Source organism: Lysobacter sp. P5_C4, assembly GCF_054049695.1.
The window spans coordinates 39,995-64,304 of sequence record NZ_JBFULX010000002.1 but is presented as its reverse complement, the minus strand read 5'-3'; the positions used below and the strand labels follow the sequence as shown (position 1 = coordinate 64,304).

The window sequence follows — 24,310 nt, the reverse complement described above, 5'->3', positions numbered from 1 at the left end:
GCATTGCGCCGGCCGGGCACCGGGGTGGGCTCGCTTCGGAGCAGGCGCATGATCGAGAAGGGCGACGTCGCGTGGATGCTCGTCTCCACCGCGCTCGTGATGCTGATGATCGTCCCCGGCCTCGCGCTGTTCTACGGTGGCCTGGTCCGCGCGAAGAACATCCTTTCGGTGTTGATGCAGGTCCTCGTCGTCGCCTCGCTCGCATTGGTGTTATGGGTCGCGTACGGCTACTCGCTCGCCTTCGACGGCGGCAACGCGTGGATCGGCGGATTCGGGAAGGCGATGCTCGCGGGTGTCGGGCCTTCGTCGACCGTCGCCACGTTCACGCAAGGCGTCGTCCTTCCCGAACTCGCGTACGTCGCGTTCCAGGGCGCATTCGCGGCGATCAGTTGCGCGCTGGTGGTCGGTGCGATCGCCGAACGCGCGAAGTTCGCGGCGGTGCTGTTGTTCGCCGCGTTGTGGTTCACCTTCGCCTACCTTCCGCTCGCGCACATGGTGTGGGCCGGCAATGGATGGCTCTTCAAGCTCGGTGCGCTGGATTTCGCGGGTGGCACCGTCGTGCACATCAATGCCGGCGTGGCGGGCCTGGTCGGTGCGTACATGCTCGGGCCGCGCATCGGGTTCGGTCGCGAACGCCTGTCGCCGCACAATCTCCCACTGACGTATGTCGGCGCGTCGTTGCTCTGGGTGGGCTGGTTCGGATTCAACGCGGGCTCGGCGCTGGAAGCCAACGGCGTGGCCGCACTCGCCTTCGCAAGGGGTTCTGGGGCGTCAACGCGCTCAAACGGTCTCTGCGTGCGGATGATTCGCTCGACGTCTTCGGCATCCACGGCGTGTGCGGCATCGTCGGCGCGGTGTTGACGGGCGTGTTCACTGCGCCGATGCTCGGCGGCACTGGCGCGGCGGACTTCGATATCGCGCATCAAGTCGCCGTGCAATGCGCGGGTGTCGGCATCACGCTCGCGTGGTCCGGGTTCGTCGCTTTCCTGGCATTCCACGTCGCGAAACGCCTGCGCGGCCTGCGCGTGGACCACGACAGCGAGCGCGAAGGCCTCGACATCAGTGCCCACGGCGAATCGGCGTACGAAATCTGATCGCAATCGCATACGGCACGCAGCCGGTTCTGCTTCGATGAATCCCCGCGGCTGACGACCATCGCGGCATCCCCGACTGGATGCCGTGCATGGCGCGCCTGCTTGCGTTGTTCCTGCTGCTCATCGCCGCGTGGCCGGCCGATGCGCGCTTCCTTTCCACCGATCCAGTCGAGGCCCACGCCGACTCAGGCGCGGGCTTCAACCGTTACGCGTACGCGAACGTCAACCCGTATCGCCACCGCGACCCCGACGGGCGTTGGGCCGAAGACCTCTTTCTCGGCGTACCGAGCGTGGCGTTCGGTGCGAAGAGCCTTTACGACAACGTCCGCGTCGGAAACTACGGCGCCGCGCTCGTCGATGGCCTGGGCATCGGCGCGGATGTCGCGGCGATCGTTACGCCGGGAGTTCCCGGTGGGGTGGGGCTCGGGATCCAGGCGAGTCGTGCGGCGGGGCGGTTGCCGGATGGGGCCCTGGTCGTGCGCGGTGGTACGAACACCAAGAACGGCGCCAACAGTGCAGACGGCATCGCAAAGGGGACGGGTAACCACCCTGACGGGGTCCGGGGCTTCTCGACCGAAAGTGCAGCAGGCAAGACTGTGTGCGAACTTTGCGCGAGTCTTGGCAATAATCAAGTTGGCGTGACAACGGTCGGCGACGTGCGCCAATCTGGCGGAGACGTGATCAGCACGTCGGGCAAGTCGCCCAACCACGCAACCGTCACGGGCCTGGCGCCGGAAACGGCTTCCAGGCTGTTCGAGATCCAGCGAAACCCGGCAAAGCCGCCATGATTCCCCCGCGCATCTACGTCGACTTCAACAGTCTCGATACCGATGGGTTCAGATTCAACGCCTACGGCTCGATCCGAGATATCGCGGCGCTTGGACTGGTCCTGCAAGAAGGAATGATCCTGCGTGTCAGCGACGGGGACCTGCGTGGAACGATCCTGGTGCATGCCACTGGAGACGCGGATCTTTGGCGAGGCGAATTGATCGATGGACCGTACGAGGTTCGGCGACCACTAAAATCAAATGCGTTCGTTCTCGATGATGCGAATGGGATGATTGTCGGGTTGTCCTCCGGCCTCATGTGGCATACAGAACCTTGCCTCTTCGCGCTCGTTGCAACTGACATGGCTTGTCGACGAAACCTGTACGCCGCCACGCACGTCGAGCGACGCGCCTACAAGCGGTACGAGCGTGCATTTCGCCGGGGCGCGCTGGGGGATCCAGTGATTCAGCAAGAGTTGGCCACTCTTCGTCGAAACCTTTCAATACCGAAAGCGAGCCTTGCCTTCACCACCACTCTCGAAGGCTTCCCAGTTCGATATGCCGACGTCGGTCCGTTCGCCGAGCGCGTGCGGAACGTCCTCGAGCAGGGCACGCCGGATGACATTGAAACGTGGTTCGACATTCCCACGAAGCGATGGATCGATTGGTACAGCGTGCGCACGCGCTTTTCGGAGTTCCAAAAGTCTTGGGCCTCAACTCCGTAACCGCACCGGCGGCGTTCCCGCACTCTTCCCTTCCACGAACATCCCCACGCGCTCGCCCACGCGTCGGAACAACAAGTCCACGCGATCGCCGCCGAGCGCGACTTCGTGCAACCGCACCTCGTCGATGCCATCGGGCAAGCGGGGCCGATCGACGTGGATCTCGCCGCGCAACCCATCGATCTCCACGCCCAGGCACGCCTGCACAAGCATGAAGGGCGCGCCGGCGGCCCACGCTTGCGGCATGCACGCGACGGGATAAGCGATCGGCGGCGCGCCTTGCACGCGGCGGAAGCCGCAGAACAATTCCGGCAGGCGCATGTCGAAGTTCACCGCGGCTTCGAATGCACTGCGCAGCAATTGCACCGCCGCGTCGCGATGGCCGTAGCGCGCGATGCCTGCGGCGCACAACGCGGTGTCGTGCGGCCAGATCGAACCGTTGTGGTAGCTCATCGGGTTGTAGCGCGCCTGGCCCGAGGCGAGCGTGCGCAAACCCCAGCCGGTGTGGAAGTCCTGTTCCATCAATCGTTGCGCAACTGCCGCCGCGCGCGATGCATTCGGCAGCCCGCAATACAACAAGTGGCCCGGATTGCTCGAACGAACGGCGCACAACGCGCCTTCGCCATCCACCGCGATGCCGTAGAAGCGCTCGTCTTCCATCCAGAATTTCGCTTCGACGGACGCCTTCATGCGCGCCGCCCGCCCGGCCCAAACTTGCATGCCGGCTTCGTCGCGCCGCAATTCCGCGAGCTCGGCCATCGCGCGAAACGCCGCGTACGCGTAACCCTGCACCTCGACGAGCGCGACGGGACCCTTCGGGAAGCGCCCGTCCGCATGGAACACCGAGTCTTCGCTGTCCTTCCAACCCTGGTTGGACAAGCCCGTGGATTCGCCGCGCGCATAGTCCAGGAAGCCATCGGGGTTGGCATCGCACACGCGTTCGATCCAACCGGTCGCCGCGAGCAACGCCGGCCACAGGGTATCGACGAAACTCGCATCGCCCGTGCGTCGCGCGTAAGCACCCGCGAGCATCACGAACAGCGGCGTCGTATCCACCCCGCCGTAATAGCGCCCGAAGGGCAGCTCGCGCAGCGCCGACATCTCGCCACGCCGCGTCTCGTGCATGATCTTGCCCGGCGCCGAATCCAGGAACGAGGACTCTTCCTGCGCCTGGTGCGCGGCAAGGAAGCCGAGCACGCCACGTGCGATGCCCGGATCGAGCCACAAGGTTTGCAGCGCGGTAATGACTGCATCGCGGCCGAACGGCGTCGAGAACCACGGGATGCCGGCGTACGGATAGGGCCCGGTTTCCAGCTCGCTCGTGAGCAGCGCCAGATCAGCGCGCGAGCGTTGCATCCACGCATCGAACAACGGCCCGCTGCTACGCACGTGCGCGCCGCGGCGTCCACGCTTCCGCATGCGCTTGCGCGCTTTCGCCGCTGCATCGCGATGGCGTTCGCGCGAGGGCAGGGGACCGCCCGGTTCGCTGCCCACTTCGACGAACAGCGATTGCTCGACGCCGGGGACCAACTGGAGGAGAAATTCGAAGGTCGTGCCGGCCACGCTCGTCGCCGGCTGCGAGAACGCGATCGCCGACTTGCGCAAGACCTTGTCGAGCCCCTCGTAGCTGAACATGACCCCGCGCGGCCCGAGCGAGGCTTCGGGATCCAGCAACTTGCCGCGCGCCGGCCGCACCTGCCCGCGCACTTCGAACATGTCGCGGAAATCCGCGGCGACCTCGATGCGCAGCGGCGCGACGAACGCACTCGTGCCGTAGTTCATCAGCGTGATGCGTTCGAACAGCCGTTCCTCGTACAGGAAACGCGCGCGCAGCAGATGGATCAGGCCATGCGCCGCCGCCGCGGTTTCCCCCAGCGGCGGCAACTGGCGATTGGTCATGTGCGCGAGGAAGAACACGTTGTCCGCGGTGACCGCGGCGCTCAACAACGCAGGTTGCGTGTCCCCCAAACGCAGGCGGAACATCGAAAGCAGCCGCGTGTCGTCGCGAAACAACCCCGTGCTGCCTTCCTCGACATCCCCGTAGCCGTTGGCGACGAGGAAGCTGTCGCCGTCCTTCAGCACATGGGTCGAATACAGCGCGGCGGTCGCCGCCGGATCCATGTGCGGTCAGGCCAGGCGCAAGCCGAGGTCCTGCGACCGGCCGCGTGCGAGTTGCGCATAGAGCCGCACGTAGCGCTCCGCCATGACTTCCGAGGTGAAGCGCCGCTCGAAGACCGCGCGCACCGCAGCGCGGTCGTAGCCCATCACTTCGCGCGTGGCAGCGACCGCGTCGTCCTCGTTGTCGACGATGCGACCGGTCTGCCCTTCATCGATCACCTCCGGCACCGATCCGCATCGCCACGCAACGACGGGCGTACCGCACGCCATCGCTTCGATCATCACGATGCCGAAGGGCTCGGGCCAATCGATCGGGAACAACAGCGCCGCCGCATTGCCGAGGAACTCCGGCTTCTGCGCATCGCCGATCTCGCCGACGAACGTGACATCCGACGCGCCGTGCAACAGCGGCGCGATCTCGCGCTCGTAATACGCCTTGTCCTGGCCGTCCACCTTCGCCGCGATCTTGAGCGGCATCCCGACGCGACGCGCGATGGCGATCGCACGATCCACGCGCTTCTCAGGCGAAATGCGGCCGAGGAAGGCGAGATACTTGCCGCGCGGATTCGCGTTGAACGGCAGCAGCGACGCCGGCAAGCCGTGATGCACGGTGCCCATCCAGCTCGCGTTGCGCAGCGGACGCCGCTGGTCGTTGGAGATCGAGGCCAGCGGGAATTGCGGCCAGCGGCGATAGACCACCGGCAGATCCTTGAGATCCAGGCGGCCATGCAAGGTCGTCAGGGTATGGGATGCGCAATCTTCGAAAAACGGGAAGTGGATCATGTCGACGTGGAAATGCAGCACGTCGAACTCATCCATGCGCCGCCGCACTTCCTGCAGCATGCCCATATGCGCGGCAAGGTCGGATTTGTGTTCGGCCGGATCCAGCCGGATCGCCTGGTCGCGCACCGACACCAGCTCGGCACGGGTCTGCGCTTCGGCCGATGCGAACAAGGTGACCTCGTGGCCGGCGTCCACCAGGGCATCGGTGAGCCAGGCCACCACGCGTTCCGTGCCGCCGTAGAGTTTCGGCGGAACTGCTTCATAGAGCGGGGCGATCTGCGCGATTTTCAAATTGCATTCCCGATGGCCGCGTGGTGGCGGCCGTTGCGCAAAGGTAGCGACGCAGCCGTAAACGAGGCGTGCGTGCAAACGGTTTCCCGGACGCCGCGCCCATTCAGGCAACGCGCAACAGCCGCTTAACCGCGTGGCCCGCCCATCACCGGCAGGATCACGCCGTTGACATAGGAGGCGGTCACGGGCGATGCCAGGAACACGAACGCGGGCGAGATCTCCTCCGGTTGCGCGGGTCGCTTCATATCGCTGTCCTTGCCGAACTCGGCCACCTTTTCCGCTGGGCTGTCCGCAGGATTCAACGGCGTCCACACCGGGCCGGGCGCGACTGCGTTCACGCGAATGCCGCGTTCCAGCAGGTTGGAAGCGAGCGACTTGGTGAAGGCATGGATCGCGCCCTTGGTCGCCGAGTAGTCGAGCAATTGCTTGCTGCCGAACAACGCGGTTTCGGAGCCGCAGTTGATGATCGACCCCCCTTCGGCCATGTGCGGCAGCGCGGCGCGCGCCATGTGGAAATAGCCGCCGATGTTGGTTTGCAGCGTTTCCTGCAAGCGTTCCTCGGTGATGTCTTCGATGCGTTCGCTATGCAACTGGAAGGCGGCGTTGTTCACGAGGATGTCGAGTCTGCCGAAAGCCTTGAGGGTCTTTTCGACGGCCTGCTCGCAGAACTTCACGGATTTCACGTCCCCGGGAATCAGCACGCATTTGCGGCCTTCGGCTTCGACGTGTTCCTGCGTGAGGCGCGCATCGGCGTGTTCGGACAGATAGACGATCGCGACGTCCGCCCCTTCGCGTGCGAACAACACCGCAACCGAGCGACCGATGCCGGAGTCGCCGCCGGTCACGATCGCCGACATCCCCTCCAACTTGTGGCTGCCGACGTAATCCGGCGCGAGGAAACGCGGCTGGAGTTCCAGCTCGTGCTCGTTGCCGGGCTTGGCGATGTGCTGCGCCGGAAGTTCGGTCGGCTCCTTGCGCAGACCTGCCTGCGTGGCCTGCTTCGCGGACTTCTTTGCCGTAGACTTCTTCGCCGTCGACTTCTGCGCGTCCTTCGAATCTTGTTCGGCCTGGACGGCACGATGCTTGCGTGCGGTGTCTTCGCCGGCGGCCTTGCCGGACTGCTGCTTCGCCATGTCGCACCTCGTGTCGTGGAATGCCACGACGTTATCGATGCGGGCGTCGAACCGGCATGATCGTCCGTCACGCCGCCCAGCCGACTGCCGCGCTAGCTTCACCGCGTTCATGAAGCCCCAGGAGTCAGTCATGCCGCGCGATCATCAGGGCGATCAACACCCGCAGCACCGTTCCGTCGAACATCGCGATCCGCGCATGGCCCACCGGCCGCAGGATGCCGACGTGCGCATCGACCGTCGCGATCGCGACATCCACGACGGCCTGCCCTCCGTGACCAATCGCGACTTCGCGCCGGCCGACGGCGGCCATCGCGGCGTCGGGCCGAGCCACAACTGGCGCACGGACGAACGCATCGGCGAAATCCTGCACGAGAATCTCACCGGCGCCGACACGATCAACGCGACCGCGGTCATCGCCGCGGTGACCGACGGGGTCGTCACGCTCAACGGCTGGGTTCCCGCGCGCGGGATGAAACATGATGCCGAAGAGATCGCCTGGAACATCGCCGGGGTCAAGGACGTCCAGAATCGCATCACGATCGGCGAGTCGACCGATGCGCTGGGCAAGCCGGGACAAGCGATGCGTTCGGGCCACGATCAACAAGGCAGTGGTTTTTCCAGTTCCGATCGCGTCGACATCTCCGAAAGCGACATCGGCGACGTGGACGACGAACAACAGGCGTGACATCGACGATCACGCGGCGTGCACCCGGGCCTCACGACGGTTCGGGAGAATGAGCGGGATGGAATCGCGTGATGCGCCCCCACGCGACGGTGTGCTGCCCCTGCCACCGTTGCCCGCGCCCGACTGGGCTTTGTTCCTGGATGTCGATGGATGCCTGCTGGACTTCGCGCCGCATCCCTCGCAAGTCGTCGTGCCTGCGGATCTGCAACGCGACATCCTGCGGTTGTCGACGCTGCTCGGCGGCGCGCTCGCGCTGGTCAGCGGCCGATCGCTGGATGCCATCGACGAGGTGTTCTCGCAATTGCGTGCGGTTCCCGCCGCCGGCATGCACGGGTTGGAACGTCGCGAACCCGACGGGCGCCGCACGTTTCCGCCCGTCGCGCCCGAGTCGCTCGATGGGGTCTTCGCCGAAGCGCAACACGTCGCGCTGAACTTTCCCGGCGCCATCGTCGAGCGCAAGGGGCCGAACCTGGCGTTGCACTGGCGCGCGGCGCCCGATGCGCGCGACGCGTTCCGCGCATTCTCGGCGGCGGCACTGCGCGTGTTGCCCGACTACCGCGTGCAGGGCGGCGACATGGTGCTCGAACTGCGCCCCGGCGGCACGAGCCCGGACAAGGGCAGCGCCGTGGAAGGCTTCATGGCGCAGGCGCTGTTCCGCGATCGCACGGCGGTCTTCGTCGGCGACGATCTCACCGACGAGCACGCGTTCTCGATCGTCAACGCACGCCAGGGCCTGAGCATCCTGGTCGGCGACCGTACCCCGAGCGCCGCGCGCTGGCGCCTTCCCGATCCCGCCGCGGTGCGCGCATGGCTCGCGCGCGCGACCGCGCACGATGGAGTGCATGCATGATCCGACCGGCCAACCTCGACCTCGGCGTCATCGGCAACGGCACCTTCGGCGCGCTGCTCGACGCGACCGGCACGGTGGTGTGGTGTTGCCTGCCGGCATTCGACGGCGACCCCGCGTTCTGCGCGTTGCTCTCGCCCAAGCGCGATGGCGGCATGTGGGAAATCGAGATCGAAAACTTCGCCGGCAGCGAACAGCACTACATTCCCAATACCGCGATCCTGCGCACCATCCTGCGCGACAAGAGCGGGGGTGCGATCGAAATCACCGACTTCGCCCCGCGGTGGCGACATTACAATCGCCTGTATCGGCCGGTCGGCCTGTATCGACGCGTGCGCCCGCTGTCCGGCGCGCCGCGTATCCGCATCAAGCTGCAACCCCTGGCCGAGTGGGGCGCGCGCGAACCCGAGCGCACCTGGGGCAGCAATCACATGCGCTGGTTGTTGCCGGGCCACGTGTTGCGATTGACCACCGATCTCTCGCTGCGCCTGCTGCGAGACGAGTTGCCCTTCGTGCTGGATCGCGAATTGCATTTCGTGCTCGGCCCCGACGAAACCCTGACGCAACCCATCGGCGCCTTCATCCGCGACGCGGAGGAGCGCACGACGATCTACTGGCGGGAATGGACGCGTTATCTCTCCATTCCGCTGGAATGGCAGGACGCGGTGATCCGCAGCGCGATCACCCTGAAACTCTGCCAGTACGAAGACACCGGCGCGATCATCGCGGCGATGACGACGTCGATCCCGGAAGCGCCGCATACGCAGCGCAATTGGGACTATCGCTATTGCTGGTTGCGCGATGCGGCGTTCGTGGTGCGCGCGCTCAATCGCCTGGGCGCGACGGCGACGATGGAGGAGTACATCCGCTACATCTTCAACCTCGTCACGGGCGAGCGGGCGGACCTGCAGCCCGTGTACGGCATCGGCTTCGAAGCGGCGCTGCACGAGGACGAAGCCGAAGCGCTCGACGGCTATCGCGGCATGGGCCCGGTGCGCGTCGGCAACCTGGCGTGGAAGCAGGTGCAGCACGACGTGTACGGCAGCGTCATGCTCGCTTCGACGCAATTGTTCTTCGACCAGCGCTTGCAACAACCGGGCGATGCATCGACCTTCGCGCGCCTGGAACCGCTCGGCGAGCAGGCGTGGCTGATGCACGACCAACCCGATGCCGGGCTGTGGGAGTTCCGCGGCCGCACGTCGGTCCACACGTACTCGTCGGTCATGTGTTGGGCCGCGTGCGACCGCCTCGCGAAGATCGCCGCACGCTTCGGCCTCGGGGATCGCGTCGAACATTGGCGTGGTCGCGCCGATCGCATTCACGCGACGATCATCGAGAAAGCCTGGAACGAACAGGCCGGCCACTTCGCCGATGCCTTCGGCGGCGACCGCCTGGATGCGAGCCTGCTGTTGCTGGCCGACACCGGTTTCATCGAGCCGGACGATCCGCGTTACATCGCGACCGTCGAAGCCATCGGCAAGGGACTGCGCCGTGGCCACGGCCTGTATCGCTACATCGCGCCGGATGATTTCGGGGCGCCGGAAACCAGCTTCACGATCTGCACGTTCTGGTATGTCGAGGCGCTCGCGTCGATCGGACGCACCGACGAGGCGCGCTCGCTGTTCGAAAGCGTGCTCGCGCGGCGCAATCCGCTGGGCCTGTTGTCCGAAGACCTCGGGTTCGAAGACGGCGAAGCCTGGGGCAATTTCCCGCAGACCTATTCGCACGTCGGGTTGATCAGCGCCGCGATGCGGCTCTCGCGCCCCTGGCAGGAGGCCACGTGAAGAAGGGACGACGATGAGCGACATCGGCGGCGGTCGACTCGTCGTGGTGTCCAATCGCGTGGCGATGCCGAACGAGCATCGCGCGGGCGGGCTGGCCGTGGCGATGCGCGCGGCGCTCAAGGAAAACGGCGGCATGTGGTTCGGATGGAGCGGCAAGCGCGTGCGCGATCGATCAGGCGCGCTGCACACGCTCGAGAACGGCAACACCACGTATTGCACGATGGATCTGTCGGTCGAGGACTTCGACCACTACTACAACGGCTTCGCGAACCGCACGCTGTGGCCGCTGCTGCATTTCCGCCTGGACCTGGTCGACTACACGCGCGATACGCAGGACGGCTACCGCCGCGTCAACGCGCTGTTCGCCGAGAAGCTCGCGACGCAATTGCGCGAGAACGACATCGTGTGGGTGCACGACTACCACATGATCCCGCTGGCGCAACGGCTGCGCGAACTCGGCGTGGGCAATCGCATCGGCTTTTTCCTGCACGTGCCCATGCCATCGTCGGATCTGCTCGCCGCCTTGCCGAACCACGAAGTGTTGTTCGGAGCGCTGGCCGCTTATGACCTGGTCGGGTTCCAGACCGAGCGCGACCTCGATCGCTTCCAGAGCTACGTGCGCCTGTACCTGGGCGGCCGCGCCTTCGCGGACGGGCGCATGCGGACGGCGGACGGGCGCGAATTCCGCGCGGCCGCCTTCCCGATCAGCATCGATACCGACCACATCGCGCGCCAGGCCAAGCTGGCGAGCACGCGCGCGTCGGTGCAGCGCTTGCGCGAAAGCCTGGGCAGTCGCGTGCTCGCCATCGGCGTGGACCGGCTCGATTACTCGAAGGGCTTGCCCGATCGCTTCCGTGCCTTCGAACGCTTCCTCGACCGCTATCCGGAGATCCACGGGCAGATCACCTTCCTGCAACTGGCGCCGGTCTCGCGCAGCGAAGTCCCGGAATACCAGGCCTTGCGCCGCGAACTGGAAGGTCTGGCCGGCCACATCAACGGGCGGCACGCCGCGCCCGACTGGACGCCGGTGCGCTACGTCAATCGCGACTTCTCGCATGGCGTGTTGACGGGCTTCTATCGCAGCGCCGAGATCGGCGTGGTCACGCCGTTGCGCGATGGCATGAACCTGGTCGCGAAGGAGTTCGTCGCCTCGCAGGATCCGCAGTCGCCCGGCGTGCTGGTGTTGTCGCGATTCGCCGGCGCGGCGGCGGAGATGAAGGAAGCGCTGCTCGTGAATCCCTACGACCTCGACGGCGTGGCCGACGCGCTCGCGCAGGCGCACGCGATGCCGGCGAGCGAACGCAAGGAACGCTGGAACGCATTGCACAAGCGCTTGCGTCGCCACGACATCACGCTGTGGCGCCACAAATTCCTCGAAGCGCTGGTGAGTTAGGCGCCGCCGGCGAATCCCTGCTGGCGCCACGCTTCGAACACCACGACGGCGACGGCGTTCGACAGATTCAAACTGCGATTGTCGGGTCGCATCGGCAGGCGCAGGCGCTGGGTTTCGGGCACTTGCGCCAGCACGTCTTCGGGCAGGCCGCGCGTCTCGGGGCCGAAGAGGAAGGCATCGCCTTCGGTGTATCGCGGTGTATCGAAACGCACGCGACCGCGCGTGCTCAATGCGAACAACCGCCGGGGTTCGATCATCGCCAAAGCATCGGAAAGCGAATCGTGGACCTGGAGCTTCGCGTATTCGTGATAGTCCAGGCCCGCGCGTCGCAGTTGCGCATCTTCGAGCGTGAAGCCGAGTGGGCGGACCAGGTGCAGGCGTGCGCCGGTGTTGGCGCACAAACGGATCACGTTGCCGGTGTTCGGCGGGATTTCGGGCTGGAAGAGGACGACATCGAACATCCGCGCATTGTGCGACGGATCAACCTCGGATGACCCTAGCCCTTGATCGCCGAGACCTCGACCTTGCGCAGCACATGCAGCGCCCCGGGCAGCATCGAATGGAAATCGACGCGACGCGGCGCAATGACCTCCTGCTTCACGGCGGCGGCGGCCAGGCAGTTGTCCGACGGGGCAGCGGCACCGGCCGGCGCGATCGCACCGACGAGGATCAGCAAGGCGGCGACGGGGAGGGCAAGCAGGCCGCGCTTGAGTTGCGTGGTGAGGGACATGGCGAACTCCTTTCGAATCGTCGGACGTCTGTGTCCGGATGTCTCTATGGATGCACGAGACATGCCAATGGTTAACGTCTTGATTCGAAACGGATTGGCTGCAGCGCGCCCGGTGTCCGCGGACGTCCGCGCGCCTCACCAGGCCATCGACTGTCCGCGCCAGTCGAGGAATCGGCCGCTGTCGGCGGCCGTCAGGCCGGCGATGGTGTCCAGCAGCCCGGCCGCCGAGTCCTCCGGCGCGAGCTCGCCGCCGGCACCGCCCATGTCGGTGCGCACCCAGCCGGGACTGAGCGCAACAACCTTGATGCCCCGCGATTTCAGCGCAAGCGCGAGCTGCACCGTCGCCATGTTCTGGGCGACTTTGCTCATCGAATAGCTCGGCGATCGGAATTCGTTGCGCGCACTCAGCGATGCCATCTGGGTCGAGATGTTCGCCACCGTCGCGCCGTCGGCGAGCCAATGTTCGATCGCCTGCACGAGGAGCAGCGGACCGATCGCATTGATCCGCAGGCTGTCCTCGATCACCTCGGCCTGCAATTTCCCCCAGCGTTCGCCACTGTGGAGCACGCCGGCATTGTTGATCAGCAAATCCAGTCGCGCGTCTTCGAGCACGAGCGGCAACTCGCGCGCGAGTTCCCCGCGCGATTTCTCGGAGGCGACGTCGAGCGGCAAGACATGCAGGCGCCCCGGATATTCGCCCGTCAGCGTATTCAGTGCGGTCGCCTTGCCGGGATGGCGCGCGGTGGCGACGACGCGGTCGCCGCGTGCCAGCAACCCGCGCACCAGCGACAGGCCGAGCCCGCGATTGGCACCGGTAACGAGGCTGTGGGCGGGCGTGGCCATGGGCGTCCTTGTCGGGTGTGCCGTCCGACCTAGTGTATCGGCGACGGGGCCGGGCTAGGATCGAAGGTTCGTACAGATCGCCATTGCGACCCAGGAGCCAGACCGCATGACCCCGACCCGACCCTTCGCCACCGGCGCCCTCGCCCTCGCATTGTCCGTCGCCCTCGGCGGCGCGGCCTTCGCGCCCGCGCCCGTGCAGGCGAAGACGCCCGCCGCGTCCAACGTCGACATCCCGTACGAGACCTTCACGCTGCCCAATGGCCTGCGCGTGATCGTGCATACCGATCGCAAGGCGCCGATCGTCGCGGTCAACCTCTGGTACCACGTCGGCAGCAAGGACGAACCCTCGGGCCGCAGCGGCTTCGCGCACCTGTTCGAGCACCTGATGTTCAACGGTTCGGAAAACCACAAGGGCGACTTCTTCCCGCCGCTGGAAACCGTCGGCGCCACCGACCTCAACGGCACGACGAACACCGACCGGACCAATTACTTCGAGAACGTCCCCACCACCGCGCTCGACACCGCGCTGTGGATGGAATCCGACCGCATGGGCCACCTGGTCGGTGCGATCGACCAGGCCACGCTCGACGAGCAGCGCGGCGTCGTGCAGAACGAAAAGCGCCAGGGCCAGAACCAGCCCTACGGCCAGGTGTGGGAAGTGCTGCAGAAGACGATGTATCCGGCCGGCCACCCGTACCACCACACGACGATCGGTTCGATGAACGATCTGGATGCCGCCAAGCTCGACGACGTCAAGAACTGGTTCCGCACCTGGTACGGGCCGAACAACGCCGTGCTCGTGCTCGCCGGCGACATCGACCTGGCCACCGCGAAGCGCAAGGCCGCCGAGTTCTTCGGCGACATCCCCGCGAGCCCGACGATGGCGCAGCCGAAGATCGATCCGGCGCGCCGCACGCAGAGCACGCGCGCGACGATGGAAGACAAGGTGCCGCAGACGCGCATCTATCGCGTGTGGAACGTGGCGCAATACGGCGCGGCCGATGTCGACCGCCTGCAGTTGCTCGCGCAGGTGCTCGGCGGCAGCAAGTCTTCGCGCCTGGACAAGCGTCTGCTGTTCGACGACAAGACCGTCGACAGCGTGTCGGCCTACGTCGACGCCTCGCAGCTGGGTTCGAACTTCCTCATCCAGGCCGACGTGAAGCAGGGCGTGGACGAAGCGAAGGTCGAAGCGGCGATCGACGAAGAACTCAAGCGCCTGATCGCGCAGGGCCCGACGCCCGCGGAACTCGAACAGGCCCGCACCGTGTTCAAGGCCGGCTTCGTGCGCGGCATCGAACGCATCGGTGGTTTCGGCGGCAAGGCCGACGCGCTCGCCGAGTGCGCGATCTACACCGGCAACCCGGGTTGCTTCCGCGACAGCCTGAAGACCATCGAGACCGCATCGGTCGCCGACGTCCAGAAGGCGGGCAAGGATTGGCTCGCGCAAGGCGACCACGTGCTCGTCGTGCAGCCGGGCGCGCGCAAGGAACTGCCGGAAGATCCGGCGGGCACGCCGGCGCCGTTCGAACTGCCGAAGGCCGATCCGAAGTTCAAGACCACCGCCAGCACCGTCGACCGCAGCAAGGGCGTGCCGATCACCGATGACTTCCCGGCACTCAAGTTCCCGGCGCTGCAGCGCGCGACGCTGCGCAACGGCACGAAGGTGATCCTCGCCGAGCGCCACGATGTTCCGGTCGTGCAGATGAGCTACATGTTCGGTGGCGGCTATGCCTCCGACCAGGGCAAGAAGCTCGGCACTTCGGGCTTCGCGATGGGCATGCTCGACGAAGGCGCCGGCGACATGGACGCCCTCGCGTTCGGCAATCGCGCCGAAGCGCTGGGCGCCAACCTCGGCGCCTCGGCCTCGCTCGATGGCGCGACGGCTTACCTCTCGGCGCTGAAGGAAAAGCTCGATCCCTCGCTCGACCTGTTCGCCACGATGTTGCGCTCGCCGCGTTTCGACCAGGCGGAAATCGATCGCGTCCGCGCGACGTGGATCGCAGGCATCAAGCAGGAAAAGGCCAAGCCGCAGGGCGCCGCGATGCGCGTGCTGCCGCCGCTGCTGTACGGCGACAATCACCCGTACGCGATTCCTTTCAGCGGCACGGGCACCGAGGCGTCGATCGGCTCGCTGACGCGCGATGACCTGATCGCCTTCCACCACGCATGGGTCCGTCCGGACAATGCGACGCTCGTGATCGTCGGCGACACCACGCTCGCCGAAATCACGCCGATGCTGGAGAAGAAATTCGGCGACTGGAAGGTCGACGGCGCGGCGCCGAAACTCGCGGCGCCTGCGCAGGTCGCACTGCCGAAGCAGCCGCGCGTGTTCCTGATCGACCAGCCGGGCGCCGTGCAGGCCAACCTGTATGTCGGCCAGGTGATTCCCTCGAGCAAGGATGCCGGCGCGGTGAAGGTCGACTTCGCCAACAGCGTGCTCGGCGGCGAGTTCTCTTCGCGCCTGAACATGAATCTGCGCGAAGACAAGCATTGGGCGTACGGCGCTTACAGCATGGCGTCCAACGCGCTGGGCCAGCGCCCGTGGATGGCGTTCGCGCCGGTGCAGATCGACAAGACGGCCGAATCGCTCGCCGAGCTGCGTCGTGAAATCACCGAGTACGCCGACGGCAAGGCGCCGCCGAAGGCCGATGAAGTCACGCGCATCCAGAACACCGAGATCCGCGGCATGCCCGGTTCGTACGAAACGGCCGGCGCGGTGATGTCGACCATCGGCGGCATCGTGCGTTACGACCGTCCGGACGATTACGTCGTGCAGCGCATGAAGGAGGTCGAAGGCCTGGATGCCGCGCAGGTCGCGCAGGCGGCCAAGGCGATCGATCCGAATGCGCTGACGTATGTCGTCGTCGGCGATCTGTCGAAGATCGAGAAGCCGGTGCGCGCGTTGAACATTGGCGCGGTGTCGGTGGTCGACGCCGACGGCAAGCCGGTCGGCGGCGCAGCCACGACCCCGGCGGCAAAGAAGTGATGCGCGGCAGGATCGTCCTGATCGCACTCGCGTGCACGCTTCCGGCGTGCACGTGGGTCAAGATGGCGCCGGGCGCGAGCGCGGTGAAGGTGGTGCAGGGCGCGCCTGCCGGCTGCGAGAAGCGCGGCGAGGTCGAGGTGTCCGTGAAGGACAGCGTCGCCTTCTACGACCGCAATGCGCTGCGCGTGCAGGACGAACTCGAGACGCTGGCCCGCAACGAAGCGCCCGGCCTGGGCGCGGATACGGTCCAGGCCCTCGGGCCGCCGGCGGACGGCAGCCAGCGCTATGCCGCGTGGAAGTGCCACTGAACGCGCGTGGAAACGGCCCGGGAACGCGCCGGGAAACACGCTGAATTGCTCAACTTCATGAATCCTCGGGCCCATGGCGGCCCGGGGCGCCGCCGAAACGGTGTGCAGCGGCGGTGAAGCCGGTATCCTGACGGGCTCCGCGGACCGGCAGTACGCCCCCGTACGCGGCGCACCAAGCCCGTTTCCGACTCAAGGCATCGCCCATGTTGTTCCAACACGTCGCCATCGCCGGCCTCGCCCACGTCGACGCGCCGCGTCGATTGAGCTCGGATGAAATCAACGCCCGCCTCAAGCCCACGCTCGATCGCCTCGGCATCAAGACCGATGTGTTGAAGGACGTCGCCGGCATCCATGCGCGCCGCCTGTGGGATGAAGGCATGCAGGCCTCCGATGCGGCGACGCTCGCCGCGGTGAAGGCCCTGGCCGACGCCGGCATCGATCCGAACAAGGTCGGCCTGCTGGTGAACACTTCGGTGAGCCGCGATTACCTGGAACCCTCGACCGCTTCGATCGTCAGCGGCAACCTCGGCCTGTCGGACCTGTGCCAGAACTTCGACGTGGCCAATGCGTGCCTTGCCTTCCTCAACGGCATGGACATCGCCAGCCGAATGATCGAGCGCGGCGAAATCGACTATGCGCTGGTCGTCGACGGTGAAACCGCGGACCTCGCGTACGAAAAGACCGTCGAACGCCTCCTGCGCGTCGAAACGACGGAAGAGGAATTCAAGAACGAACTCGCGACGCTGACGCTGGGCTCCGGTGCCGCCGCGATGGTGCTTGCCCGCGCCGAACTGGTCCCGGGCGCGCCGCGCTACAAGGGCGGCGTCACGCGCGCGGCCACCGAGTGGAACAAGCTGTGCCGCGGCAACCTCGACCGCATGGTCACCGACACTCGCATGCTGCTGATCGAAGGCCTGAAGCTCGCGCAGAAGACGTGGGCCGCGGCGAAGATCGCGCTGGGCTGGGTCGCCGAGGAGATGGACGAATTCGTCATCCACCAGGTCAGCCAGGTGCACACCGCTGCCTTCGTGAAGGCCTTCGGCATCAACCCGACGAAGGTGCTGACCATCTTCAACGAGCACGGCAACATCGGCCCGGCTTCGGTGCCGATCGTGCTGTCCAAGCTCCGCGAAATGGGCCGCCTGAAGAAGGGCAGCCGCATCGCGCTGCTGGGCATCGGCTCGGGGCTGAATTGCTCGATGGCAGAAGTCGTCTGGTGAAGCGGGACGGCACGCCGTTCCCCGACTACCCGTTCGAACCGAAGCGGATCGACATCCGCGACGGCATCGCGCTGTCGTATCTCGACGAAGGCCCGCGCGACGGCGAAGTCGTGGTCATGCTCCACGGCAATCCGTCGTGGAGTTATTACTGGCGCCATCTCGTGCTCGGCCTGCGCGATCGCTATCGCTGCATCGTGCCGGACCACGTCGGCATGGGCCTGTCGGACAAGCCCGACGACGCGGACTATCGCTACACGCTGCAATCGCGCGTCGATGATCTGGAGCGGCTGCTCACGAAGCTGCACATCGATGGGCCGGTGACGCTCGCCGTCCACGATTGGGGCGGCATGATCGGCATGGGCTGGGCGATGCGGCATTCCCTGCGCGTGAAGCGATGGGTCGTGCTCAACACCGCGATGTTCACCTTGCCCGAAGCCAAACCGATGCCGTGGCAGTTGTCGCTCGGTCGGGATTCGAAGCTCGGCGCGTTCGCGATCCGTGGCTTCAACGCGTTCTCGGGCATCGCATCGCATGTCGGTGTCGAGCGCCGCATGCCGGCCGCCGTGCGCCGCGCGTATGTCGCGCCGTACGACACCTGGGCCAACCGCATCGCGACGCTGCGATTCGTGCAGGACATTCCGTTGCGCGAAGGCGATCCTGCTTGGGACCTCGTCTCCGCGGGCGGCCGGGCGCTGCAGGCGTTCGCCAATCGGCCCGCGTTCATCGGGTGGGGCCAGCGCGATTTCGTGTTCGACAAGCACTGCCTGGCGACATTCACGCGTGCGTGGCCGAAGGCCGAAGTGCATGCCTTCGACGATGCCAACCATTACGTGCTCGAGGACAAACACGACGTCCTCGTGCCGGCGATCCGCAACTTCCTCGATACGCATCCGCTGGCGTGAGCGCCGCCTGCAACATCGCCGCCTCGCTGCCTGCGCTCGCAAGCGCGCGCGGCGAGCAGGTTGCGATGCGTTGCCCGGGCCGCGACGGGCGGTACGAGGTTGCGATCACCTATGCCGACCTGGACCGCCGCAGCGATGCGATCGCCGCGGGCTTGGCACGTCGCGGCATCGTGCGCGGGACGCGCACCGTCGTGATGGTGCGGCCGACGCCGGAATTCTTCCTGCTGATGTTCGCGTTGTTCAAGGCCGGCGCGGTGCCGGTGCTGGTGGACCCGGGCATCGACCGGCGTGCGCTGAAGCAATGCCTGGAGGAAGCCGACCCCGAGGCGTTCATCGGCATCCCGCTCGCACACCTCGCGCGCGTGTTGCTGCGCTGGGCGCCCGGTGCGCGCATTCGAATCACGACCGGGCGCCACGCGTCCTTCTCCGACGCGACACTCGCGGAAATCGAACGCGAGGGCGCGCACGCGGGTCCGCAACTCGCCGACACGCAACCCGACGACGTTGCGGCAATCCTCTTCACCAGTGGCTCGACCGGTTTGCCGAAGGGCGTGGTGTATCGCCATCGGCATTTCGTGGCGCAGGTCGCCATGTTGCGCGATGCGTTCGGGCTGGAAGCCGGTGGCGTCGATCTGCCGACGTTCCCGCCCTTCGCATTGTTCGATCCTGCGCTCGGGGTGACATCGATCATCCCCGACATGGATCCCACGCGGCCGGCGAAGGCCGATCCACGTCGATTGCTGCAGGCCATCGAACGCTTCGGCGTGACGCAGTTGTTCGGTTCGCCCGCGCTCGTCGGCGTGCTGGCGCGACATGGCGCGCACCTGCCGACGGTGAAACGCGTGTTATCCGCCGGCGCTCCGGTGCCCGCCGATGTCGTCGCGCGCATGCGCGAATTGCTGCCCGGCGATGCGCAATTGTGGACGCCGTACGGCGCCACCGAATGCTTGCCCGTCAGCGTCATCGAAGGTCGCGAACTGCAGGCCACGCGCGATGCGACCCAGAACGGTGCAGGCACCTGTGTCGGCCGCCCGGTGCCGCCGAACGAAGTCCGCATCATCCGCATCGATGACGACGCGATCGAGCAATGGTCCGACGCATTACGCGTGCAGGCGGGGCAGGTGGGCGAAATCACCGTCGCCGGTCCGACGGCGACCGACACGTATTTCCGCCGCGACGCCGCGACGAAGCTGGCGAAGATCCGCGAAACCACGGGCAGCGGCGAACGCATCGTGCATCGCATGGGCGACCTGGGGTGGATCGACGGGGAAGGGCGGCTGTGGTTCTGCGGACGCAAGACGCAACGCGTGGTCGTGGACGACACGACGACGTTGTGCACCGAGCAGATCGAACCGATCTTCAACACGCATCCGCGTGTGAAGCGCACGGCGTTGGTGGGCGTAGGGCCGAAGGGCGCGCAGACACCGGTGCTTTGCTACGAACTGGGCGATGGCGCCACGGCGTCGCCCGACCTTGCCGACGAACTTCGCCACCTCGCCGATGGCCACGTGCACACCGCGAAGATCCGCCACTTCCTGCGCCATCCGGGCTTCCCCGTCGACATTCGCCACAACGCCAAGATCGGCCGTGAGAAACTCGCGACGTGGGCCGCGAAGGCCCTGGAGCGGCGCACATGAAAGTGCTGGTGACCGGCGGCGGCGGGTTCCTCGGGCAAGCGTTGTGTCGCAATCTCGTCGAGCGTGGGTTCGAAGTCATCAGTTTCAATCGCGGTCGTTATCCCGCGCTCGACACGCTGGGCGTGCGCCAGGTCCAGGGCGACATCGCCGATCGCGACGGACTCGTGGATGCCGCGCAAGGCGTCGGCGCGATTTTCCATAACGCCGCGAAGGCTGGCGCGTGGGGCCCCTACGAGGAGTATTTCCGCGCCAACGTGCTCGGCACGCGCAACGTGCTCGATGCGTGCCGCATGCATGGCATCGCGCGACTGGTTTACACCTCCACGCCGAGTGTCACGCATCGCGCGACCCACCCGGTCGAAGGCGGCACCGCCGATACCGTGCCTTACGGAACCGAATTCAAGGCCGCGTACGCGACGACGAAAACGATCGCCGAACAGGAAGTGCTCGCCGCGAACGATGCGAATCTCGCGACCGTCGCGTTGCGGCCGCGCCTGATCTGGGGCCCCGGCGACAATCAACTGGTTCCGCGGCTCGCCGATCGTGCGCGCGCGGGTCGGCTGCGCATCGTCGGCAGCGGCGAGAACCTGATCGATACCACTTACATCGACAACGCCGCGCAGGCGCACGTGGATGCCTTCCACCACCTCGTGCCGGGCGCCCCGTGTGCAGGCCGCGCCTACTTCATCAGCAACGGCGAGCCCATGGAGGCCGGCAAACTGGTGAACGCGCTGCTGCGCGCGGTGGGCGCGCCCGCGGTGGAAAAGCATTTGTCGTTCCGCACGGCCTACGCGATCGGCGCGGTCTGCGAAGCGGCCTGGTCGGTGCTGCCCTTGCGCGGCGAGCCGCCGCTGACACGGTTCCTTGCCGAACAACTCGCCACCGCGCACTGGTACGACATGGGCCCGGCCACGCGCGATTTCGGCTATGTCCCCAAGGTAACGATCGTCGATGGCCTGCGCCACCTGGCCGACGCCCACGCACGCGACCGCTAGCGCGCGTCCGCTAGAATCGATGGCATGAACGCCTCGACCACCGACGGCTCGTCCTTCAACTGGCGCCAGCATGCCGGGCGCGCGCTGGAAGCCGCGCTCAATCGGGCGCTCGCGCTCGACCCCGACACGCGCGCCGCACTCGGGCCGCTCGACGGCCGCCGCATCCAACTCGCCGTGGAGTCGCCCGCGCTGGCGGCCGAGATCCGCGTCGAAGGCGATCGCCTGGTCGTCGGCCCGGCGGACCAGGCCCGCGAACCCGACCTCGGCGTGCGCGGCACGCTCGGCGGCCTGCTGGCGCAACTGCCCTTTTTCAAGCGCGACGACGCGCCGCCCGTCGGCCGCGTGCGCGTCTCGGGCGACGCGGATCTCGCGCGCCGGTTGCAACGCATGGCCGAACGCTTCGACCCGGATTGGCAGCAGCCCTTCGTCGCCGTGTTCGGCGAGATCCTCGGCGTGCAGGTGGCCAAGGCCGTCGCCGCCGCGTTGCGCGAAGCGAAGGCCGCGGGCAAGAGCGTCGCCGGCAGCGCTGCCGAATACCTCACCGAGGAATCGCGCGACATCGTCGCGAAGGCCGAGCTGCACGCCTTCCTCGACGATGTCGACAACCTGCGCGACGATGTCGAACGCCTCGTCGCGCGCGTGCATCGCCTGAAGAAGCGCGGAGGCCTCGCGTGACGCCGGTCCTGCGCGCCGCGCGCATCGGTCGCGTGTTGCTGCGCTATCGGCTCGACGACCTGCTGGACGACACGCCGGCAGAACGTTGGCTGCGGCTGATGCGTCCGTTCGTGCCGCGCGCCTCACGCGAGATCGCGGCGCAATCGCGCGGCGCGCGCCTGCGCCTGGCGCTGCAGGAACTCGGGCCGATCTTCGTGAAGTTCGGCCAGATCCTCTCGACGCGTCGTGATCTCGTGCCGCCGGATGTCGCGGAAGAACTGACGCTGTTACAGGATCGCGTCGCGCCGTTCGACGGCAATACCGCGCGCGCGTTGGTCGAACAATCGCTGGGGCGGTCGATCGACGTCGCGTTCGCGAGTTTCGATACCACGCCGCTCGCTTCGGCATCGATCGCACAGGTGCATCCTGCGACGCTGCACGCGGTGGGCGATGCGCCGCCCCGCGAAGTCGTGGTCAAGGTGCTGCGCCCCGACATCGAGAAGCAGATCAACGCGGATATCTCGCTGCTGAAGTCGGTCGCCGCCCTCGTCGACCGCACGCATCCGTCGGCCGACAAGATCCGTCCGCGCGAAATCGTGGCCGAGATCGAGAACACGCTCGCGGCCGAACTCGACCTGCAGCGCGAAGCGGCGAATGCCTCCGTGTTGCGGCGTAACTGGCTCGGTTCGAACGACCTCTACGTGCCCGAACCGATCTGGTCGCACACCGCGCAACGCGCACTGACGATGGAGCGCGTGCGCGGCATCCCGAGCGACGACATCGCCGCGCTCGACGCCGCCGGCATCGACCGCAAGGCGCTCGCGGCGAAGGGCGTGCGTGTGTTCTACACGCAGGTCTTCCGCGACAACTTCTTCCACGCAGACGCGCACGCCGGCAACATCTGGGTCGACGCCGAGCGCAGGGACGACCCGCGCTTCATCGCGCTGGACTTCGGGATCATGGGCCAGTTGTCCAGCGAGGATCAGTACTACCTTGCCGAAAACTTCATGGCGATCTTCAACCGCGACTACCGCCGCATCGCCGAGCTGCACGTCCAGGCCGGCTGGATGCCGTCGTACATCCGCATCGACGAACTCGAAGCCGCCGCGCGCGCCGTGTGCGAGCCGTACTTCACGCGGCCCCTGTCGGAGATCTCGCTCGCCGAAGTGCTGCTCAAGCTGTTCCGCACCGCGCAGCGTTACGAACTCACGCTGCAACCGCAGTTGATCCTGCTGCAGAAGACGCTGCTGAACATCGAGGGCGTCGGCCGCCAGCTCGATCCGAACATCGACATCTGGGCCGTCGCGCGCCCGGTGCTCGAGAAGATCCTCGTCGACCGCTACAGCCCGGCACAGTTGATGGCCGAGTTCCGCAAACGCCTGCCCGAGATGGTGACGCGCGCGCCGGAAATGCCGCGCCTGCTGCATGCGTGGCTCACGCAACAGGTCGAAGGGCAGCACACGCTGCAGATGCGTTCGCAGGACCTGCGCGACCTCACGGTGATGATTCGCGGCGCACAACGTCGCGTGATCTCGGCGATCCTGGGCACCGGCTTGTTCATCGTCGCGGCGGTGCTCTACGGCCTGGAGGCGGGCGGCCCGCGCATCGGCGGTGTCCCGGCCGCGGTGTGGATTGCAGCGTTGGGCGGCGCGTGGGCGTTGCTGGCGGCGTGGCCGCGAAGGAAGTGATGGACGCTGCGGGCGAAGCGCCTTCGACGCTCGCGATTGTCCACGTCGACGACCATCTCGCCGTTGTCGACAAGCCCGCCGGCCTGATGGTCCACGATTCCGCGCTCGCCCGCGGCGAAACCGACTTCGCCGCCGATCGCCTGCGCGAACAATTCGGCAAGCCCATCTTCCTCGTCCATCGGCTCGACCGCGCGACGAGTGGTTGCCTGCTGCTCGCCTTCGATCGCGACACGGCTTCGTCGCTCGGAAAGACGCTGATGGCGCGTGACGTCGAGAAGGATTACGTCGCCGTATGCCGCGGATGGCCGGCGGAGGAGCGCTTCACCATCGATCACCCGCTTGATGGGGGGCCCGGCAAGCCGGTGAAGAAACCCGCGACGACGGCGTTCGAACGCATCGCGACCTGCGAACTCGCGTTCCCGTCGGAACATTTCCCGACCTCGCGTTACGCGCTGTTGCGCGCCCATCCGCTGACGGGCCGTTTCCGCCAGATCCGCCGCCATCTCAAGCACGTCTCGCATCACCTGATCGGCGACACGAGCCACGGCGACGGCCGCCACAACCGCGCGTTCCGCATGCTCGGGATCCACCGCATGTTGCTGCATGCACGGCGGCTCGCGTTCGACCATCCCGCGACAGGCGCACGCATCGACGTGCGTGCCTCCTTCGACACGGAATTCGGCAAGGCGCTTTCCCTCTTCGGCAGTCCCACCGACGCCTGATACAGTCG

Annotated in this window: 21 protein-coding genes and 1 pseudogene; 16 read left to right on the top strand and 6 right to left on the bottom strand. The window is 66.6% G+C overall.

What is annotated here, in order from left to right:
• Positions 1–3 precede the first annotated feature (3 nt).
• From ACXJJ8_RS04790 to ACXJJ8_RS04780, 3 genes and pseudogenes are all read left to right on the top strand, one after another.
• Positions 4–1,094 (top strand): annotated as a pseudogene (locus ACXJJ8_RS04790) (ammonium transporter).
• Between the two features lie 89 nt (positions 1,095–1,183).
• A complete protein-coding gene (locus tag ACXJJ8_RS04785; RefSeq protein ID WP_499027255.1) occupies positions 1,184–1,882 on the top strand; it encodes an RHS repeat-associated core domain-containing protein in 699 nt (232 codons plus the stop codon).
• Positions 1,879–2,586, top strand: a complete 708-nt coding sequence (locus tag ACXJJ8_RS04780) for a hypothetical protein (RefSeq protein WP_499027254.1) — start codon at positions 1,879–1,881, stop codon at positions 2,584–2,586. The genes ACXJJ8_RS04785 and ACXJJ8_RS04780 overlap by 4 nt, the downstream gene beginning before the upstream one ends.
• Here ACXJJ8_RS04780 and ACXJJ8_RS04775 read toward each other — a convergent pair.
• The 3 genes from ACXJJ8_RS04775 to ACXJJ8_RS04765 form a co-directional block, all read right to left on the bottom strand.
• Complete coding sequence (locus tag ACXJJ8_RS04775; RefSeq protein ID WP_499027253.1) at positions 2,575–4,704, bottom strand: amylo-alpha-1,6-glucosidase; 2,130 nt, start codon at positions 4,702–4,704, stop codon at positions 2,575–2,577. The two genes, ACXJJ8_RS04780 and ACXJJ8_RS04775, sit on opposite strands and share 12 nt — an antisense overlap.
• Before the next feature lie 6 nt (positions 4,705–4,710).
• Positions 4,711–5,775, bottom strand: coding sequence for a glycosyltransferase family 4 protein (locus ACXJJ8_RS04770; RefSeq protein ID WP_499027252.1), 1,065 nt, complete (start codon positions 5,773–5,775; stop codon positions 4,711–4,713).
• Between the two features lie 125 nt (positions 5,776–5,900).
• Positions 5,901–6,908: an SDR family oxidoreductase gene (locus ACXJJ8_RS04765; RefSeq protein WP_499027251.1), complete on the bottom strand. Its 1,008-nt coding sequence runs from the start codon at positions 6,906–6,908 to the stop codon at positions 5,901–5,903.
• Positions 6,909–7,038: 130 nt separating this feature from the next.
• Here ACXJJ8_RS04765 and ACXJJ8_RS04760 point away from each other — a divergent pair, with 130 nt between their 5' ends.
• The 4 genes from ACXJJ8_RS04760 to otsA are packed head-to-tail and all read left to right on the top strand — an operon-like array spanning position 7,039 to position 11,617.
• The gene (locus ACXJJ8_RS04760; RefSeq protein WP_499027250.1) at positions 7,039–7,593 is read left to right on the top strand and encodes a BON domain-containing protein; all 555 of its coding nucleotides are present in this window, start codon (positions 7,039–7,041) and stop codon (positions 7,591–7,593) included.
• A 58-nt stretch (positions 7,594–7,651) separates the two neighbouring features.
• Positions 7,652–8,443 carry a trehalose-phosphatase gene (gene otsB, locus ACXJJ8_RS04755; protein WP_499027249.1) on the top strand — a complete coding sequence of 264 codons (792 nt, stop codon included), beginning with the start codon at positions 7,652–7,654 and terminating at the stop codon, positions 8,441–8,443.
• Positions 8,443–10,224, top strand: coding sequence for a glycoside hydrolase family 15 protein (locus ACXJJ8_RS04750; protein ID WP_499028574.1), 1,782 nt, complete (start codon positions 8,443–8,445; stop codon positions 10,222–10,224). Before otsB ends, ACXJJ8_RS04750 begins: the two co-directional genes overlap by 1 nt.
• Positions 10,225–10,237: 13 nt before the next feature.
• On the top strand, positions 10,238–11,617 hold the full coding sequence (otsA, locus tag ACXJJ8_RS04745; protein ID WP_499027248.1) for an alpha,alpha-trehalose-phosphate synthase (UDP-forming): 1,380 nt from the start codon (positions 10,238–10,240) through the stop codon (positions 11,615–11,617).
• On the opposite strand, the gene trmL is transcribed toward otsA, so the two are convergent.
• The 3 genes from trmL to ACXJJ8_RS04730 form a co-directional block, all read right to left on the bottom strand.
• Complete coding sequence (trmL, locus tag ACXJJ8_RS04740; RefSeq protein ID WP_499027247.1) at positions 11,614–12,078, bottom strand: tRNA (uridine(34)/cytosine(34)/5-carboxymethylaminomethyluridine(34)-2'-O)-methyltransferase TrmL; 465 nt, start codon at positions 12,076–12,078, stop codon at positions 11,614–11,616. The genes otsA and trmL overlap by 4 nt on opposite strands.
• A gap of 35 nt (positions 12,079–12,113) precedes the next feature.
• Positions 12,114–12,347, bottom strand: coding sequence for a hypothetical protein (locus tag ACXJJ8_RS04735; RefSeq protein WP_499027246.1), 234 nt, complete (start codon positions 12,345–12,347; stop codon positions 12,114–12,116).
• A gap of 135 nt (positions 12,348–12,482) precedes the next feature.
• Positions 12,483–13,190, bottom strand: coding sequence for an SDR family oxidoreductase (locus ACXJJ8_RS04730; RefSeq protein ID WP_499027245.1), 708 nt, complete (start codon positions 13,188–13,190; stop codon positions 12,483–12,485).
• A 106-nt stretch (positions 13,191–13,296) separates the two neighbouring features.
• Here ACXJJ8_RS04730 and ACXJJ8_RS04725 point away from each other — a divergent pair, with 106 nt between their 5' ends.
• From ACXJJ8_RS04725 to ACXJJ8_RS04685, 9 genes are all read left to right on the top strand, one after another.
• Positions 13,297–16,176, top strand: coding sequence for a M16 family metallopeptidase (locus ACXJJ8_RS04725; protein ID WP_499027244.1), 2,880 nt, complete (start codon positions 13,297–13,299; stop codon positions 16,174–16,176).
• Positions 16,176–16,484 (top strand): DUF4156 domain-containing protein, encoded by a 309-nt coding sequence (locus tag ACXJJ8_RS04720; protein ID WP_499027243.1) that lies wholly within the window; start codon positions 16,176–16,178, stop codon positions 16,482–16,484. Before ACXJJ8_RS04725 ends, ACXJJ8_RS04720 begins: the two co-directional genes overlap by 1 nt.
• Before the next feature lie 203 nt (positions 16,485–16,687).
• The gene (locus ACXJJ8_RS04715) at positions 16,688–17,704 is read left to right on the top strand and encodes a 3-oxoacyl-ACP synthase III (RefSeq protein WP_499027242.1); all 1,017 of its coding nucleotides are present in this window, start codon (positions 16,688–16,690) and stop codon (positions 17,702–17,704) included.
• Positions 17,701–18,606 carry an alpha/beta fold hydrolase gene (locus ACXJJ8_RS04710; protein ID WP_499027241.1) on the top strand — a complete coding sequence of 302 codons (906 nt, stop codon included), beginning with the start codon at positions 17,701–17,703 and terminating at the stop codon, positions 18,604–18,606. The genes ACXJJ8_RS04715 and ACXJJ8_RS04710 overlap by 4 nt, the downstream gene beginning before the upstream one ends.
• The gene (oleC, locus tag ACXJJ8_RS04705; protein ID WP_499027240.1) at positions 18,603–20,243 is read left to right on the top strand and encodes an olefin beta-lactone synthetase; all 1,641 of its coding nucleotides are present in this window, start codon (positions 18,603–18,605) and stop codon (positions 20,241–20,243) included. Before ACXJJ8_RS04710 ends, oleC begins: the two co-directional genes overlap by 4 nt.
• A complete protein-coding gene (oleD, locus tag ACXJJ8_RS04700) occupies positions 20,240–21,238 on the top strand; it encodes a 2-alkyl-3-oxoalkanoate reductase (RefSeq protein WP_499027239.1) in 999 nt (332 codons plus the stop codon). Before oleC ends, oleD begins: the two co-directional genes overlap by 4 nt.
• A 24-nt stretch (positions 21,239–21,262) precedes the next feature.
• On the top strand, positions 21,263–21,913 hold the full coding sequence (locus tag ACXJJ8_RS04695) for a ubiquinone biosynthesis accessory factor UbiJ (RefSeq protein ID WP_499027238.1): 651 nt from the start codon (positions 21,263–21,265) through the stop codon (positions 21,911–21,913).
• Entirely contained in the window at positions 21,910–23,580 is a 1,671-nt protein-coding gene (gene ubiB, locus ACXJJ8_RS04690) for a ubiquinone biosynthesis regulatory protein kinase UbiB (RefSeq protein ID WP_499027237.1), read from the top strand. Before ACXJJ8_RS04695 ends, ubiB begins: the two co-directional genes overlap by 4 nt.
• The gene (locus ACXJJ8_RS04685) at positions 23,580–24,302 is read left to right on the top strand and encodes a pseudouridine synthase (RefSeq protein WP_499027236.1); all 723 of its coding nucleotides are present in this window, start codon (positions 23,580–23,582) and stop codon (positions 24,300–24,302) included. The genes ubiB and ACXJJ8_RS04685 overlap by 1 nt, the downstream gene beginning before the upstream one ends.
• Positions 24,303–24,310: the final 8 nt, after the last annotated feature.

Coding starts and splice junctions, on each gene's coding strand:
- ACXJJ8_RS04785 (WP_499027255.1), top strand. CDS start 1,184: ATGGCGCGCCTGCTTGCGTTGTTCCTGCTGCTCATCGCCGCGTGGCCG.
- ACXJJ8_RS04780 (WP_499027254.1), top strand. CDS start 1,879: ATGATTCCCCCGCGCATCTACGTCGACTTCAACAGTCTCGATACCGAT.
- ACXJJ8_RS04775 (WP_499027253.1), bottom strand. CDS start 4,704: ATGGATCCGGCGGCGACCGCCGCGCTGTATTCGACCCATGTGCTGAAG.
- ACXJJ8_RS04765 (WP_499027251.1), bottom strand. CDS start 6,908: ATGGCGAAGCAGCAGTCCGGCAAGGCCGCCGGCGAAGACACCGCACGC.
- ACXJJ8_RS04760 (WP_499027250.1), top strand. CDS start 7,039: ATGCCGCGCGATCATCAGGGCGATCAACACCCGCAGCACCGTTCCGTC.
- otsB (WP_499027249.1), top strand. CDS start 7,652: ATGGAATCGCGTGATGCGCCCCCACGCGACGGTGTGCTGCCCCTGCCA.
- otsA (WP_499027248.1), top strand. CDS start 10,238: ATGAGCGACATCGGCGGCGGTCGACTCGTCGTGGTGTCCAATCGCGTG.
- trmL (WP_499027247.1), bottom strand. CDS start 12,078: ATGTTCGATGTCGTCCTCTTCCAGCCCGAAATCCCGCCGAACACCGGC.
- ACXJJ8_RS04735 (WP_499027246.1), bottom strand. CDS start 12,347: ATGTCCCTCACCACGCAACTCAAGCGCGGCCTGCTTGCCCTCCCCGTC.
- ACXJJ8_RS04730 (WP_499027245.1), bottom strand. CDS start 13,190: ATGGCCACGCCCGCCCACAGCCTCGTTACCGGTGCCAATCGCGGGCTC.
- ACXJJ8_RS04725 (WP_499027244.1), top strand. CDS start 13,297: ATGACCCCGACCCGACCCTTCGCCACCGGCGCCCTCGCCCTCGCATTG.
- ACXJJ8_RS04720 (WP_499027243.1), top strand. CDS start 16,176: ATGCGCGGCAGGATCGTCCTGATCGCACTCGCGTGCACGCTTCCGGCG.
- ACXJJ8_RS04715 (WP_499027242.1), top strand. CDS start 16,688: ATGTTGTTCCAACACGTCGCCATCGCCGGCCTCGCCCACGTCGACGCG.
- oleD (WP_499027239.1), top strand. CDS start 20,240: ATGAAAGTGCTGGTGACCGGCGGCGGCGGGTTCCTCGGGCAAGCGTTG.
- ACXJJ8_RS04695 (WP_499027238.1), top strand. CDS start 21,263: ATGAACGCCTCGACCACCGACGGCTCGTCCTTCAACTGGCGCCAGCAT.
- ACXJJ8_RS04685 (WP_499027236.1), top strand. CDS start 23,580: ATGGACGCTGCGGGCGAAGCGCCTTCGACGCTCGCGATTGTCCACGTC.